The sequence below is a fragment of the Planctomicrobium aquicomposti genome (genome assembly GCF_051466325.1).
GTDB lineage: Bacteria > Planctomycetota > Planctomycetia > Planctomycetales > Planctomycetaceae > Planctomicrobium.
Genome location: NZ_CP195792.1, coordinates 262667 through 278855 on the forward strand (window position 1 = coordinate 262667; position 16189 = coordinate 278855).

Consider the following 16189-nt stretch of genomic DNA (forward strand, 5'->3'; position numbering starts at 1 on the left):
GACAGCGGGCCGCGAAGAGTCAGGAGCTCAAGCAGAGTGCTCAGCGCAGCGACAACCGGAAGAAGAGGCTATTGGGGGCTCGACAGCCGTTGACCCCGGGCAGCCACGGATCGGAAACCCGTGGAATCGCCCGGATCGGACTCTCGGCGGCAGCGTGCTGCCTGTCAGATGCAGCACGCTCTCGGCGTCAGACGGCCAACCTTACTTCTTGCCCTTGGCGGCCTTGCCCTTGGCGGGAGTGGCGGCGTCGTCTTCCTTCTTTTCTTTCTTCTTCTTGCCCAGCACAGCCTTCTGCACGCGGACCTTGGGCAATCCGAACGGGCTGGACCCTTCGATCCAGCGGTCGTCAGCCCGCAGCTGTGCGATGCGCTCATCACGCTTCAGCACGTTGCGTGACCGGGAGAGGCGGCTGCCCCGCTTCAGACTTTTATCGATACTCATCGGAATGATCCACAATCACTTATGTTACAGATTTCTGCGCGTACGAAGATCGTCGGCAGGGTCGAGCAGTTTAGAGAGATTTGCGGTGGAACACAATCAAATCTCAGTGAATCTGCCGGGAGGTCGGCTGCGGGAAGTGCGATCGGCCTGACCCGGCAGTTGCCAAGGCTGCGGAGACGGTCTACAACTGGAAGAATCGGCCACAGCGGCCGGGAACGGAAGATATTTTCACAAAAGTTGTTACGAGAAACAGTCCACCCATGCAAGAAGATGCCGCCGCACTGGTCGGACCCGAGTTACAGACCCGCATTCTTGATCGCGTTGACGCAATTATCAGGGAATGTGAAACGGCAGGAAAACCGCTGGAAATGGACCCTGCCCGCAGTCAGCTGTTTGAGTTGTTTGTCATGGCCGACGCCGCGAACTGCCTGCACGAGGAGGCCGATCCAGATCTGTCGGCAGATGGTTTGTGCGCTTCGCTCGCGGAGCGCTGGGGGCTGAAGTCGGCGGCCCAGTCGTCCGTCAAGGAGCAGCGGGCGATCCCTCCGGAGCATCTGGCCCGGATGCGCAGCCTGTGGAGTGTCATGCGAATGTGGATGGAATGGACCTATGCCTGGCAGCGTTGGTCTGAGTTTCATTCCCGGGGGGCGGATGTTTCGTCGGGTTCGTGAAGGGTGACGGAGGAGTTGTCGGGCTCTGTTTGGGTGAGGGCGGGCGGCGCCGTCTGGAGGGATTTTGCCGGGGGCTGGGGCGGGAAATGGAGGCCGAGAATGGTGCTTTCCCTGCCTGGGGCTCGGTGAATTGCTGAAAAATGCACGCCCCGGGCAGAGCGTCGCCGCTGTTTTTCTCTGGATTTCACGGAAACTTTTTCCAGAGCCTGTTCGTCCAATCCTTTGCTCCGAATAATCCCTACAGCCTCGCTCGTCGGGGTGCGGGGTTGACGGTTGCAGCCTGAACGACAGGGAATGAATTTGCGAACTCCTGTCGGTTCACTTAAGCTACTGAGAACCATTCACTTCAGTTGATTCTAATTCCTTGAATTCGCAGCCGTCTGCCCGGCGTCTTTGCCATGGTGCCCTCCGCCGGGACAGATCTGGCGTTGAGGAACAGCGACGATGGCGGAAGCACGTTCAGCGTGGGGAATCGATCTCGGCCAGTCGGCATTAAAGGCGGTCAAGGTCCGATATCTGCCGGAGACGGATCAGATTGTGGCCGAGGCCTTCGACTACATTCAGTATCCGAAGATTCTCAGCCAGCCGGATGCCATTCCGGAAGAGATCGTCCCGGAGGCGATGAAGACCTTCCTCTCCCGCAACGACCTGAAGGGGAGCCAGATCGCCATCAGTGTGCCGGGACCGTCCGCCCTCGCCCGCTTCATTCAGCTGCCCCCCGTCCAGGCCAACAAGCTGCACGAGATCGTGAAATACGAGGCGCGCCAGCAAATTCCCTTCTCGCTGGAAGAGATGGTCTGGGACTATCAGCCGCTCGGAGCCGGTTCGACTGAAGGGGGCTTCCTGCTGGATGCGGAAGTCGGCCTGTTCGCCATGAAGCGCGATCAGGTGTACCAGCAGATGCGCCCTTACACCAACGCCAAAGTGGAAGTGGAACTCGTTCAGATCGCACCGCTGGCGCTGTACAGCGTGCTCAGTGTCGATGAGCTGAACATCCGCAGCAACTCGGAAGGTGAGCCCGGGGACGAATACTACATCGTGCTGGACATGGGCTGTGACAACACCACCGTGATGGTGTCGAACGGGTACAAAATCTGGATCCGCAATGTCTCCATCGGGGGGAATCACTTTACGCGGGCACTCGCCAAGGAAATGAAACTCGGCTTTGCCAAGGCCGAACACCTGAAGTGCAACGCCACCAAGGCTCCCGATCCGCGTGCCGTGTTCCAGGCGCTGCGGCCGGTCTTCAATGACTATGTGACAGACATTCAGCGGTCGATCGGGTACTTCTCCAGCGTGAATCGTGCCGCCAAGGTGACCAAGGTCATCGGCATGGGGAATGGCTTCAAACTGGCGGGTCTACAGAAATTTCTGCAGCAGAACCTGCAGTACGAAGTGGAACGTCCGGATGCCTTCAAGGCTCTCGCGGGTGATGCCGTGTTGAGTTCGCCCCTGTTCGGCGAAAACCTGTTGAGCTTTGCCGTCCCCTATGGTCTGGCCCTGCAGTCGCTGGGGCTCTCCCGGATTCACACGACGCTGCTGCCGCCGGAAATTGCCGCTGCACGGCGAATCCGCAAGAAGAAGCCGTGGGCTGTGGCTGCCGCGTCGGTGATGCTGGCCGGGTTTGCGCTGTCGACTGTGGGCAACGCGTTTTCGAATAACGCTGTGAACACTCCTGAGTTTGCCGCCGCTCAGGAAGCTGCAAAGACGTTCGGCGAAGAAGTCAGTGCGCTTGGCGGTGAATATGAGGGTCAAAAGGGGAAGTTCGCCGAGGCTCAGGCCAAGCTCGACGGCTATACCAAAGGTCGACGGGAGATCGTCGGCATGGAGGTGCTCAATACCATTACCGATTGTCTTCCCCGTGATCCGGAAGACGTCGAGGTTCCCCCTGAGCAGGCTGAGAAGAAGCAGCTGATCTGTATTACGGAAATCAGCAACACTCCCCTGCCCGATGCCGCGACCTGGTTCAATCGTCTGACCCCGAGTCAGAAGACGTTCATGACCGAAGCCGACAAGGCCGCCGCTCCTTCGGGACCCGCGACCCTGTACACGATTCGGGGGAAATCCTGGCATCAGGGAGAGACTCCGGAAGACAGCGGCATCCTCTATGTGGCTCACCAGTTCCTGTCACGGCTGCAGCAGCCGAAGCTGGAAGTTCCCGGACTCCCGACCCGCGATGTGACCCGCATGGGGATCTCCCACGCGACGATCGCCTTCTACAAGGATCCGATCGAAGTCGCCGCCACGAAGCCCGGGAAGAAAACAAAGACTTCCCGCTTTACGACTCCGCAAGCGGGAGGGATGACTCCCGGAGCCATTCCGACGATGCCGCAAATGGGGGGGGATGAAGGCATGATTTCCACCCCGGGCGGAAGCGTCGATCCTAATAACCTGCAGATTTTCCGACAGACGGAGTTTGATATCCAGTTCCTGCTGAAGTTTGTGCCTCCCGATCAGCGAACGGATGCTCCACCTCCCGGTGCGGAAGGGGAAGAGGGGGCTCCTGTCGAGGGGGCACCGACGGAGTAACGTCCTCGCAGTCGTTCTGAATGCAGACCTTTGACCACCTGAAATTTTCGTCAGAGAGTTCGTCATGGACAAATTACAACCGCTGATTCGGAACCGTTTCTGGATCCTGGCCGGCCTGATCGTGCCAATGGCGATGTACGGCTATTTTTCTGCCAACAACGCCCTGAAGGCGGCGACCGATGCCCGGCAGAAGGAACTGGACGGCGTCAAGCAGGGAGTCCCCAAAGGGACCGAACCGAATCAGGACTACACGACCAAGCTCAGCCATATCAATACGGTGCTCTCCCGCTATGTCGACGAAGCAATCGTCGATATCTGGAACCATCAGAAGAAGCGGATGACCTGGCCCCCGATCGTGGCGGCACAGGAGCCCGCAGACTTCATGGGGCCCTGGCCGGTCAACGCCCGGTTTGCTTACCGTCAGGACTACCCCCGGATCATGGGAGAGCTTCGCGATTACGCTGAGCCGGTGATGCCGATGCCCACGATGGATGCCAACACCTCCTTCGGCGGACGGCCGAGCGCGGTGCCGCAGGTTCCCGTACAGCCCCGAATTCGCACGGAAGATTACCCGTTCAAGCAGAAGCTGATTCTGGCTGTCAGCGAACTCCCCGAAGCGAAGTGGCTGAGCAACCTCGGAATCGAGTCGCAGGAAATGTGGGACGCCCAGATTGATGTCTGGCTGACCCGCCTGCTGCTGGATGCGGTCCGGAACATCAATGCCGATAAAGAAACGATCAACGAATCGATGATTCGCCGGATCGACAAGCTCGCTCTCATGGGGGGGACCGGTGTCACCGATCCGAGTGCCATGGGAATGATGGAAGAGGGAATGGGGGACGAGTACTCCGACTACGGCGGAGATTACGGCGGTGGTGAGGCGATGGGAATGAACGGAATGGGCGGGGCAACCGGCAACGCCTCGACCGTGATGAGCACCATCTCCTTCCCGCCCGAACAAGAATTCGGCCTCGCAGTCGATCCGAATGCCGGGGGCGAAATGAATGAACTGGGACAGCCGACGGTCGTACTGCCCAAACGGTACATCGCAGAGTCCGAGACGGCCCCGTTTCTGGAGCGGGGATTCTACATGAGCGTCATCATCATGCAGAACAAGGTTCCGGACTTCCTGGTGGAACTGACAAACGCCGATTGGCCGATTCGCATCAAACGCTTCAATATCGGCGATAACCCCTATCGCACGGAGTCCTCGCTCTACGCCGTCAGCAACCCCATGAGCGGAGGTGGCAACAACCCGATGATGGGGATGGGACCCGGCGGCCAATCCAGCAGTCTCACCACCGGCATCGCACCACGCCGCGGAACGATCGGCCGGGGGGGAATGGGGGCGGGCATGGGTTTGACGCAGCTGGCACGCACCCGACAGGGGTCGACCACTGTATCGGGCCCGCTGGCGACCGGCTTGCCTCCGCAGGCCTATGCCGCGCTGGAGCATCCCGATCTGGTGCAGCTGGACCTGTGCGGAATCATCACCATCTATCGTCAGCCGAAAGATTCAATTGCAGCGCTGGCAGCCGCGCAGGCTGCTCCGGCCGAAGGGGAAGCCCCCGCCGAAGAGACCATTGTCATGCCGGCAGTCGAACGACCTTCGGCAGACCCGGTGCCGGTCGCCGATCCGGCAGAGACGACCCCTCCGACTGCCGAGTCGGTCGAAGGGGGAGCCAACATGACACCGCCGACACAGGAACCGGTCACGGCGGACCCGGCGGCTGCTGCCCCCGCATCGGCTTCGTCTGAGGCGGCTCCTGCCGAGGCAGCTCCCGCAGCGACGAATCCGTAATGGAACGATTCATCGATTTTGCATTTCCCGGAGAGATCCACTCACTTCTGATGACTCACATCCCCGCCCGTTTCGGATAACAGTTCCGAAGCCCAGGCTCGTGAAGGTGCGATATGGCGAAGATTGACTTTAAGCAGGCTGCCCTCGATCACGTCGAAAAAGTCGTGTTCGGAATCATCGTGCTCGTCGTCCTGATGGGGCTTTGGGGAACCCAGTGGAAGCCCTATGCCGGAACGCCCCGGCAGATCGAAGACGCGGTCAACACGGGACGCAAGACCCTGTTGACGAACAAGTGGCCAGAGGAAGAACAGCAGCAGTTCACTGTCACCGGCGCTGCCGTGCCGCGAAATATTGTTCATGAGCGGCTGTGGAGTTCCATTAATCCCGCGGATTACGAGCTCTCGACCAAGCTGGTCGCGGATGTCCTGGGGGGGAATGAGCCGATTCGTGAACCCGATCGGAACGCTCCGCAGGACCCGATTGCAACCGCCGGCCGGGCCTATCTGCAGCAGGTCGATCCGGCCTCACTGGAGATCGACCCGACTGCCCTGGCGGCTTCTTCGACTCCCGTCATGCAGGAAATTGATTCCGGAGTGGCTGGAGAGTTCCGTCGCAAAGCCAATCAGGTCCGCAATCTTCCCACAGAGGGAATGGAGGGCGAGATCTTCCGTTATGGCAGCCTGCAGAGTCAGATCGAAACCAGCCAGTACACCAACACTCGTCGGCGCGGAAGGACCGCCTCGGCCGCTGGTCAACCGGGTATGCCGCCCGGCGCCGCCGGAATGGGGGGACCGGGCATGGGGCCTTACGATCCCAACAACCCCTACGGGGCTGGTCCGGTGCCACTGATCGGCAAGGGGTATCACTTCGTTTCGGTGCGGGCGATCTTCCCGCTGCGGGACCAGATCCGGAAATTTGCCGATGCGATTCACCGTCCATTCAGCGAAGCCGCCGCGCTGTTTGATATTCGCGATTTTGAACTGGAACGCCAGATGGCGCTGCCGGGCGACAATCCCTGGACCGGACCCTGGGAACCGGTGGACATGGACGTTGTGGCAGACATCCTGCAGCGGTCTGATGGCTTTGAGGCCGATGTCGTCAGCAGTGCTGTGACGAACAGCGTGGTCACCATGCCGTTGCCGATGCGGCTGACCGGCGTCTGGGATGCGGATGTGGCCAGCCATCCCCGCATCCAGAAGTTCGTGCTGTCAGAAGAGGAAATCGAGTTCGAACTGAAGATGCAGCGGGAGATGCTGGACGAGCTCGTCAAGCAGAACCGTGAAATCGACGCCGCGACCGTCAAACGCAAGGGGTTCAACGAATTCCAGTTTGATTCCCGTTCCGTGCGGGCCGACCTGATGGGGACCCAGACCTATGGCTTCGGCGGGATGGGGGGCATGGGAGGAGGAATGGGTGGCTACGGAATGGGCGATGAAGAAATGGGAATGGGCTATAGCTCCGGATCGGGGCAGTTTGCTCCCTCCACAATTTCTGTCGGCCCCAATGCCAACGTGACCGGCCAGCAACAGGCCCTGATCACCGCCCTGGCCAAGAAACTCTCCACCGACAAAAAAGCGGATATCAAAAAGGAAGAAGAGAAGATCAAGAAATGGTTGATGACCAGCATGTCGGCGGAAGGGGAACTGCTGCTGTTCCGCTTCCTCGACTTCAGCGTCGAGCCGGGCAAGACGTATCGTTACCGCGTCCGTCTGGTTCTGGCGAACCCGAACTTCAACCGCCGTCCCGCCGATGCCGGAGGCTTGGCTCACGTGGTGGAAGGTGAAACCAGGGAAACCCCCTGGAGCAAGGAAACCGAACCGGTTCGCATTGAAGAAGATGTCCGCTACTTCCTGACGTCTGTGGAAGACCGGGTCGGCCGTGTGCTGCCGATCGCCCGCATGGATGTCTTCGAGTGGGATCCGAAATACGGGACCACGATGAATCATGCTCTCGATATCCGGACAGGACAGCGGATCGGCGACAAGGTCAACACGACGGTCATCGATCCTGCCAACTTCTTCTACGGCGAACGGGAATACGTTTTCAACTCGCAGGACTATCTCGTTGACGTGCAGACGGACATCCAGTTTGAGTCAGACCTGCATGAAAAAGCAGACGATGGCAAACGGTTCAAGCCCACGGGTCTGCGTGGACGCGTGGAGTGCACTCCCGCGGGACTCGTGAACAAGAGCGGCACGTTGAAACAGCTGACCGATGGTCGTCGCGACGCTCTCTATGCCCGTCTGAAAAAGGAACAGGAGTGGATTTCCACTCAGTTCGAGTACCTGAAAGAGCCGGTCGCGGAAGAAATGGCTGTGGACGAATTCGGCAATCCTGTGGATGTCGATGGCAATCCGATCAAGGAGGGGCGGAAGAACCGCAGTGCCCTGCGAAAGAAGACCCCCATTGGCGCGGCCAACCGTCCTCCGCTGTAGGACGAGGCCCGTCGGAAGGAGACCCGGCACTGCACCGCGGAGGTGCTTCTTAGTCAGGTCCAGACGTTGATCTCCTCAGGCCGACAGGAACCGCTCATCAGGTTCTTGCCGGCCTGATTTCATGGGAAGACTGAGTCGAGCGGGGAGCGTGCCGAGGGTCTCGCGACAGTTGGGATAAGGTCGACGTCAAGGTGTTCAACACGACGTACGGGGGAAGCGTCCCCGTTGAAGCGGAGCGTCGACCGGAACACGAGTGACGCGGTCTGGTTCTCCTGTTGGAGTTCGCCGGAGCCCGACACGTCGGCGAAGGTTTACTTTGAATTCCTTCAGGCCGTCGCGCTGCACGCGGACGGTTTCCTTGGACACTTTCGTCGTCGTCCTCGTCGAACGGGAGCTCAAGTGCTCATTGCTCTTTCTCGATCCCGCGCAGCTGGCGTCTCGTCTGGTGAAATGCTCAAAGCCGCGTGGTGAGGAGGTGGCAAACAAAGGTCGAAACGCTCAAAGACGCGCGTGGGATCGCTCCGGAGCCCGACGCTTCCACAACCGCCCGTATTGAAATCCCTCGGGCCGACCTGCGGGGCAGAAGCTACAGCCCGCCCCAGTCGAGACGATAAATCCCCTGCTGGGCCATTCCGAAGATCGCCCATTCCCCCAGCGGATCGCAGATGACTCCATTGATGTCATCATCGACGGCGGTGGCCCAGAGCATCTCGCCATCCGCATCCAGCCAGTACAGGGACCGCTCGATCGTCGAGGCGATGAGTCGCTGCGGCTCGAAGCTGACGTCGATCCGTTTCACCGTGCCGTCCAGCACATAGCTCCCCACCGTGGCTCCGTCTCCATCCAGCGCCTGAATGCCGTGTCCGAAGCTCGCCAGATAAATCAGATCCCCGTCACCGGTGGCAGCCATCTGGCCGACATTGGCCCAGTTCCGTTGCTGCCAGATTTCCGCTCCGGACAGATCGTGGCAACAGAGCAGGCCATGTTCCGCGGCTCCGAAGATGACCGCTTCGGTCCGGCAGAACTTCAGAAAGGGGAGCGGCCGGGAGGTCTCGAACTGGGCGATGCGGCGTTTGCGTTCATTGAAGATCAGGTTCGAGCCATTCGCCAGCCCGACGACAAGGTGATTGCCGAACGGCGAAACGGAAAGTCCCAGGCAGGTGTCGGGCAAGGTCAGCCGCTGAACGGTCTGCAGATTCTCATCGAACCGCAGCACCTGATCTTCGCCGAGAATGACCGCCCCGAGCTTGCCATCGTCGCTCCAGTCCAGGGCGAGCAGCGGTTGGTTGAGCCGTGTCATCGCCACAATTTTGCCGAGGCGATTCAGGCGGTAGAGCGTTCCGGCCCCATCGGCGACGAACAGGTCACTCGATTCGCGGGCATAAGCAAACGTGGTGAGCGGACCATCGGTTCCGAAGTGCCACTTGATCCTCGGTCCCAGACCGCGCCCCGTCAACCAGGCCGGATTGCGGTTTGCGTTGCCGAAGGAAGAAGAGCTCATCGTTTGGTGTATTCGGTGGTCCGCAGTTGACGGAGGGCCTCACGCAGATCCGGGTCATTCTCCAGATCGACATCTCCGAGCGGCCGGTCCTTGGGACCTTCCTGCACCACGATGTCAGGCTGCAGACCGATCTTACCCCAAGTGTTTCCGCGGGGCGAGTAGAACTTGGCAGTCGTCATCCGGATGGCGGTTCCGTAGCGGGAATCGAAGATCGACTGCACGCTCCATTTGCCGAACGAGGTGCGGCCGATGATGAGTCCCCGCTGGTGATCGCGAATGGCTCCGGCCACGATTTCGCTGGCACTGGCGCTGTTTTCGTCGATCAGCAGCACCAGCGGTGTATTCCACGTGCCGGGACGATGCGCCGTGTAGGAGTTGCTCTGGTCTTCCGCGCGGCCGCGGGTCGAGACGATCACCCCTTCCTCGAGGAAGCGGTCGAGCACTTCGATGGCTGCGGTGAGCAGTCCCCCCGGATTTTCCCGCAGATCCCAGATCAGTGTTCGCATTCCCTGCCGCTGCAGGTCGTTGAGTGCGGCGTCCATCTCGGCGACGGTGCTCTGCTGGAAGCCGGTCATCTGGATGTAGCCGATTCCTTGGGAAGCGTCGATGATCTTGGCAACGGGAATGCTTTTGACCTTCACTTCGCGGCGGGTGCACTGCACGCGGAAGGTGCCCGAGTTGGGACGGGAGATCTCCAGCTCCACGCGGGATCCCGCTTTGCCGGTCAGCAGGCCGGCAGCTTCTTCGGTCGACATCGCCCGGCAGTCACGCCCTTCGATGCCGATGATGAAGTCCCCCCGTTTCAGGCCCCCTTCGGCCGCCGGACTCTCGGGGAGAATCTGGCTGAGCTTCATTCCCTTGCCGCTCTCGGCTTCCATGACGATGCCGATCCCGACGAATTCTCCCTTGATGTTGCCGTACAGGTCTTGCCGTTTGCCCGGCGTCAGGACATTGGAATAGTCGTCCAGGCAGTTGCAGGCTCCGAAGACGTACTCCATAACGACCGGTCCACTTTCCAGGCCGACCTGCTTCTGGCAAAGGTCACAGACTTCGGAAATCATCTGGCGGGCGGCCGCGGGGGTGGCGACATTCTTGTTCCAGAAGTTCTCGTACAGCGAACGACGGAGCGTCTGAATGCGGTCGGCTGAAGCACCAAACAGGTTTTCTTCGACGAACCGGTCATTCCCCAGTGCCAGCCAAAGGCTTTCCGTACCGTGGGCGACGACGGACGTCGTGTTGATCGGGTCGACGTAGTAGGCCTGAATATTGGTCAGGACATCTTCAAACAGGGCGAGTGCGGTGTCGCGCGACATCGGCCGCAACGACCGCAGGAAGCTTTCGTCCGTGTAGCGGCGGGCAACCGAGAATTGAAACTGCGAGCGACGCAGTCCGAGTTTCAGGGATTCTTCTTCAGGCCACTGCTTCAGGGCCTTCTTATAGACGTCAACAGCCTCTTTCCAGTTGCGTTCTTCTTCCAGGCGGGTGCCGGTCCGGACCGCGGTCTGGGAGTCTGCCAGCTCTTCGACAGCAAACAGCGAAACGGGAGCGCTGCTCCACACCAGCGTGCAGAGTGCGAGTTGCAAGACGAAGCGGAATCGATCCCTGAAGTTCGACAAATCCATTCGACTCCCCTTTTGGCAGTTGACTGGTATTTCTGGCTGCGCACCTCCTGGCGTTGCGAAAGCTCATCCGGATGCTCTCGGCGACTGTGGTCAGTCGCGGCTGTTGTCATCAACCTAGTCCACAATGCCACGGCTGGCAAAAAGTGGCAAGCCCCAAACTTGATTGAAAACCAGTTCCAAATCGCAATCCACTGGAATTCAGTCGGAGGCAACGGTCACATGCGACCTTGTCAATTTGCGAAATCTGGGTGGCTGCGGAGGGGGTTGCTGTTGCGTAAGCCTTGTGGCGTGCGGAGATTATACGCGGCGTGGCGTTTGCGGAGGGGCGGAATCCGGATCCCGGAGAATTGTCACCGCCCACACGATACGCGTGACCGCTGTGCAGAGAGCCGGTCCCGGGAAAACCACGCCGACCGATGTCGAATGACTGCAGCAGGATCGGAGAAACTGCTGCAAGCCGTGCAATCTGAACGGGGGCCGGTGCTGTCGATTGCGTCGGAGTGAGAGATTCTCCCTGAAAGCGCACGGCCCCACCGAAGTGTCGATACTACCCGGACGGGAGCCGCGACAGCTCGCGCTCTCTCCGGATGCGAAAGACGCTGGCGCAGGGGGGGCGTCTCAGATCGAATAATCTGTCGGCTCGAAGACCCTGACCGATTGCGGTGTCACGTACACGTGTTCACCGGTCTGCAGGACCAGTTCCCGGAAACGGTCCCGGGTGACGTCGACAGTCATCTCCAGTCCGAACTGCTCCGAGATGACCCGCACTTTGGCCACCGAGGCCGCCGGGTTGATCTGCAGAATTTTAACCGCCAGACAGGAAGACCCGTTGGGATGGCGGGTGATCTCCAGCTCGTGCGGACGGATATAGCCGGTGATATTGCGGGGCTCGCTGTGATGGTCGTGTTCGTAAGCCATGCTGAACGGACCAAGCTGGGCCTGCCCGCTTTCCAGTCGGCCGTGGAACACGTTGACATTCCCCAGAAAATCCATCACGAACGGAGTCGCGGGGTGATCGAAGACCTCCTGGGGCGTGCCGATCTGCTCGACATTTCCCTGCTTCATGACGACCACCTGATCGGAGACCTCGAAGGCCTCTTCCTGGTCGTGCGTCACGAAGACCGTGGTGACGTGCATCTCTTCATGCAACTTGCGCAGCCAGATCCGAAGTTCCTGCCGGACTTTGGCATCGAGTGCCCCAAATGGTTCGTCGAGCAGCAGCATCCGGGGCTTCACGGCCAGAGCGCGGGCCAGAGCGACCCGCTGCCGCTGTCCCCCCGACAGCTCGGACGGGAAACGCTGACCGAGGCCTTCGAGCCGCACCAGCGACAGCAGTTCGTGCACACGGTCCGTCACTTCTGCATTGGGAGACTTGCGGACCCGCAATCCGAAGGCGACGTTTTCAAAGACAGTCATGTGCCGGAACAGGGCGTAATGCTGAAAGACGAAGCCGATCTCACGATCTTTGACCGATCGTCCGGTGACATCTTCGTCCTGAAACAGGATCGTCCCCGAGTCGGAGGTTTCCAGGCCGGAAATGATGCGGAGCAGCGTCGTCTTGCCGGATCCCGACGGACCGAGCAGCGCGGTCAGGCTGCCGGAAGGGACTTCCAGACTCACATTGTCGAGCGCGAGGTACGAGCCGAAGCGCTTGGTGATTTGCCGGATGCTGATACTCATGTTTTTTCCTCGGTGGTCACCAGCTCTGCGTCGTGCGGCACCACGGTGCGGGCGGAGAGATGCTCCAGAACGATCTTGGCTACCAGCGTGGCGAGGGCCATCAGCGTGAGCAGTGATGCCACGGCATACGAGGCAGCATTCTGCGATTCCTGAAACAGCTTTTCGACTCGCAGGGGCATCGTGTCGGTCTCACCGGCAATGTGTCCGGAGAGGACTGAAACCGCGCCGAACTCGCCGATGGCCCGGGCGTTGCACTGGATGATGCCGAACATCAGCCCCCATTTGATATTGGGAAGGGTAATCCGCCAGAACATCTGCCAGGGACTCGCCCCCAGACTGATCGCGGCGAGTTCTTCATCCGGGCCGATGGCCTGCATCAGCGGGATCAGCTCGCGGGCTACAAAGGGAATCGTCACAAAGGTCGTGGCCAGCAGCAGGCCGGGCCAGGCGAACACAATCTGAATGCCCCACTCCCTCAGCTCCGGACCAAAGTAGCCCCTCATTCCGAACAGCAGCACGAACATCAACCCGGCGACAACCGGAGAGACTGCGAAGGGAAGGTCGAGCATGGTGACCAGCAGTGACCGGCCTGGAAACCGGAACCGGGTGATCGCCCAGGCGGCCGCGAGGCCGAAAATCGTATTCAGCACGACCGCCAGTGGAGCGACCGCCAATGTCATATAGATTGAATGGACGGTGTCCGGGTCGTCCCACAGGTTCGACCAATAGGTCTCCAGTCCGGGGGCGAGTGCCTGCACGAACACATACACCAAGGGGACGACGATCAGCACCGTCACGGTGAGGAGGGCCAGCGAGATCAGCAGGATGCGCAGCCAGGCGGGCTCGTTCGCCACCATCTTCCCGACTGTTTTTGTGTGGCGGGATTTAGGCTGCATAGCGGCGACTCCGTGCATCCAGCCAGTTGATCACTCCCAGCGAGAAGAACGAACCCGCCAGCAGCACCATGGCAATGGCGGTCGCTTCGGGGTAAGCGAATTCCTCCAGTTTCGCGACGATGAGCATCGGGGCGATTTCGGTCTGGAAAGGCTTGTTGCCGGAAACGAAGACCACCGATCCGTACTCGCCCAGTCCCCGGGCAAATGACAGGGCAAAGCCGGTCACCAGTCCCGGCAGCAGTGACGGGAAGAGGACTTTGGTGAATGTCTGCCAGCGGGTGGCCCCCAGCGAGGCGGCGACCTCTTCCAGATCACTCTCCAGACTTTCCAGCAGCGGCTGCACCGTACGGACCACGAATGGGAGTCCAAGAAATGTCAAAACGAGGACAATGGCGAGCCGTGAATACGCTCCGTGAATTCCCAGTGGGACAAGGAACTGCCCGTACCAGCCGTTCTGGACATACAGGCTGGAGTAGACCAGGCCCGCCACGGCGGTCGGCAGCGCGAAGGGAATATCGATCAGGGCATCGAGCACATTGCGGCCGGGAAACTGGTAGCGGACCAGAACCCAGGCGAGGAGCAAGCCCAGCACCGCACTGGCTAACCCCGCAACGGCAGAGGCACCGAAGGTGAGCAGGTAGGCCGCCCGGGCCCGTTCCGACCAGACCGCCTTCCAGAATTCGTCCAGCGACAGCGATGACGCCTTGACGATGCAAGCGATCAAAGGGATCACCAGCAGCAGCGTCAGGTACAGGAGGGTGAAGCTCAAGCTCGGCAGAAATCCCGGAAGGGGGCTGCGAGAGAGGCGACGGAAAAACATGACGGTCCTTCAGGACTCAAAAGCCCGAGACTCGGAATGATCGAAACTCGAAGAGTAGGGGAGAGTCTCATTTTTGTCATGGGGAATCAGCGAACCCGACGCCTCATGCCACGCGAACCCTCCCTTTTCACCGGTCGAGCCAGGTGGAGACGGGCGACCGCGGCCTGCCGGCCATTCTCAGCGTGCCTCAGCGGGAATAGACCTGATCAAAGATTCCGCCATCGGCGAAAAACTTCTGCTGCAGCTGATCCCAGTCCCCCCCCAGATCGGTCGCCTTGAACAGCGTCAGCGGCGGGAAGCTGGCTGCGTGCTGGGCAAGGATTTCGGGGTTGCTGGGGCGGTAATAATGCTTGGCGATGATCTCCTGTCCGGCGGGCGAGTAAGCGAAGTTCAGATAGGCCTCGGCCACGGCGCGGGTGTTGTGACGGTCGACATTGGAGTCGACGATGGCCACATGCGGTTCGGCCAGAATGCTGCGCGGGGGATAGACCAGTTCCAGGTTATCGCCAGCCTCCTTGAGTTCGAGATACGCTTCACTTTCCCAGGTGAGATGGACATCGCCGATCCCCTTCTGGGAGAAGGTGGTCGTGGCGCCGCGGGCTCCGGTATCGAGGACCGGGACCACCTTGTAAAGCTGCTGGACGAACTTGCGGGCATCCTCTTCGCTGCCCCCGGTGGTGGTGACACTTCCCCAGGCCCCCAGGAAGGCGAGTTTGCCGTTCCCGGATGTCTTGGGATTGGGGGTAATGACTTCGATGCCCGGGCGAGTCAGGTCGCTCCAGTCCTTGATCCCCTTGGGGTTTCCCTTGCGGACCACAAACACAATGGTGGATGTGTAAGGGAGGCTGCGATTCGGGAACTCTTCTTCCCAGCCGGGCTGAATCAGGCCTGATTTGGAAACGGCGTTGGTGTCGGGCCAGAGTGCGAGAGTCACCACGTCGGCGTCGAGCCCTTCCATCACGGAGCGGGCCTGGCTGCCGGATGCGCCGTGCGACTGCTTGATCTGCACTTTCTGGCCGTGTTCCTGACTGTAAGAATCTGTGAAGCCCTTGTTCAGGTCGCGCCACAGTTCGCGGGTCGGATCGTAAGAGACGTTCAGCAGGGTGATCTGGTCGGAGGGACTGCGGTTGCAGCCGGGAGCTGCCAGCAGGCAGAGTCCCGCCATCAGAACAAACAGGGCGCGCATGTTGAGGCTCGCTTTTCCGTCGAGTTGTCTGAGAGATTCCTGCCCTCATCGGGCAAGTTCAGATGCCGTCCCCGTGAACGAAACCGGGGCTGAAGACTTCTTCCCGTCGAACAATCGCGCTGCCGAACACATGTTCGAGCGTGGCGTTGTCCATCATGCGGGTGACATAGTTCCGGATGTCGAGCAGAATTCGACGAAACCGGCAGACACCTTCCTGCGAACAGGGTTCGTATGAGGAGGTGGAGACGCAGGCAATCGGCGCCAGAATTCCGTCGAAATGGCGGACGATCTGTCCCATCGTGATTTCGGCGGGAGGCTTGGCGAGGATGAATCCCCCATCGCGCCCGGCGATGCTTTTCACCCAGCCCTTCGTCCGCAGCTCAATCATGATCTGCTCCAGAAACCGCCGAGGGATGTCGTTTTTCTCAGCGATTTCACGGATGGAAAGAACGCCTCGACCATAGTTCGCGACGAGAGCAAACATGGCACGCAATGCATAATCGGATTTTCTGGAAAGTTTCATCGACCTGCCAAAGTCCGGAGAAGTTGAACCACGACTCTTTTAGTCGTGGATTTTATTCTAGCAGACCTCAGCGTCAATCGTCAC

12 protein-coding genes are annotated in these 16189 nt (G+C 60.1%); 4 read left to right on the forward strand and 8 right to left on the reverse strand.

Annotated features, from left to right (window positions below):
* Positions 1-201 precede the first annotated feature (201 nt).
* Positions 202-441 (reverse strand): small basic protein, encoded by a 240-nt coding sequence (locus SH664x_RS01040; protein WP_437204269.1) that lies wholly within the window; start codon positions 439-441, stop codon positions 202-204.
* Positions 442-701: 260 nt separating this feature from the next.
* On the opposite strand from SH664x_RS01040, the gene SH664x_RS01045 reads away from it, so the two are divergent.
* The 4 genes from SH664x_RS01045 to SH664x_RS01060 all read left to right on the forward strand — a co-directional run bounded on the left by SH664x_RS01045 (position 702) and on the right by SH664x_RS01060 (position 7877).
* On the forward strand, positions 702-1112 hold the full coding sequence (locus SH664x_RS01045; protein ID WP_437204270.1) for a hypothetical protein: 411 nt from the start codon (positions 702-704) through the stop codon (positions 1110-1112).
* A gap of 444 nt (positions 1113-1556) precedes the next feature.
* Positions 1557-3641, forward strand: a complete 2085-nt coding sequence (gene pilM / locus SH664x_RS01050; protein ID WP_437204272.1) for a type IV pilus assembly protein PilM — start codon at positions 1557-1559, stop codon at positions 3639-3641.
* Between the two features lie 64 nt (positions 3642-3705).
* Complete coding sequence (locus SH664x_RS01055) at positions 3706-5442, forward strand: hypothetical protein (protein ID WP_437204274.1); 1737 nt, start codon at positions 3706-3708, stop codon at positions 5440-5442.
* Positions 5443-5555: 113 nt separating this feature from the next.
* Complete coding sequence (locus tag SH664x_RS01060) at positions 5556-7877, forward strand: hypothetical protein (protein WP_437204275.1); 2322 nt, start codon at positions 5556-5558, stop codon at positions 7875-7877.
* A gap of 586 nt (positions 7878-8463) precedes the next feature.
* On the opposite strand, the gene SH664x_RS01065 is transcribed toward SH664x_RS01060, so the two are convergent.
* From SH664x_RS01065 to SH664x_RS01095, 7 genes are all read right to left on the reverse strand, one after another.
* A complete protein-coding gene (locus SH664x_RS01065; protein ID WP_437204276.1) occupies positions 8464-9378 on the reverse strand; it encodes a hypothetical protein in 915 nt (304 codons plus the stop codon).
* Positions 9375-11000 carry a S41 family peptidase gene (locus SH664x_RS01070; protein ID WP_437204278.1) on the reverse strand — a complete coding sequence of 542 codons (1626 nt, stop codon included), beginning with the start codon at positions 10998-11000 and terminating at the stop codon, positions 9375-9377. Before SH664x_RS01070 ends, SH664x_RS01065 begins: the two co-directional genes overlap by 4 nt.
* A 618-nt stretch (positions 11001-11618) precedes the next feature.
* A complete protein-coding gene (locus SH664x_RS01075) occupies positions 11619-12680 on the reverse strand; it encodes a sulfate/molybdate ABC transporter ATP-binding protein (protein WP_437204279.1) in 1062 nt (353 codons plus the stop codon).
* Positions 12677-13576 carry a sulfate ABC transporter permease subunit CysW gene (cysW, locus tag SH664x_RS01080; protein WP_437204281.1) on the reverse strand — a complete coding sequence of 300 codons (900 nt, stop codon included), beginning with the start codon at positions 13574-13576 and terminating at the stop codon, positions 12677-12679. Before cysW ends, SH664x_RS01075 begins: the two co-directional genes overlap by 4 nt.
* Complete coding sequence (gene cysT, locus SH664x_RS01085) at positions 13566-14396, reverse strand: sulfate ABC transporter permease subunit CysT (RefSeq protein ID WP_437204283.1); 831 nt, start codon at positions 14394-14396, stop codon at positions 13566-13568. Before cysT ends, cysW begins: the two co-directional genes overlap by 11 nt.
* Before the next feature lie 187 nt (positions 14397-14583).
* A complete protein-coding gene (locus SH664x_RS01090) occupies positions 14584-15582 on the reverse strand; it encodes a sulfate ABC transporter substrate-binding protein (protein ID WP_437204284.1) in 999 nt (332 codons plus the stop codon).
* 58 nt (positions 15583-15640) lie between these two features.
* On the reverse strand, positions 15641-16105 hold the full coding sequence (locus tag SH664x_RS01095) for an RrF2 family transcriptional regulator (protein ID WP_437204286.1): 465 nt from the start codon (positions 16103-16105) through the stop codon (positions 15641-15643).
* Positions 16106-16189: the final 84 nt, after the last annotated feature.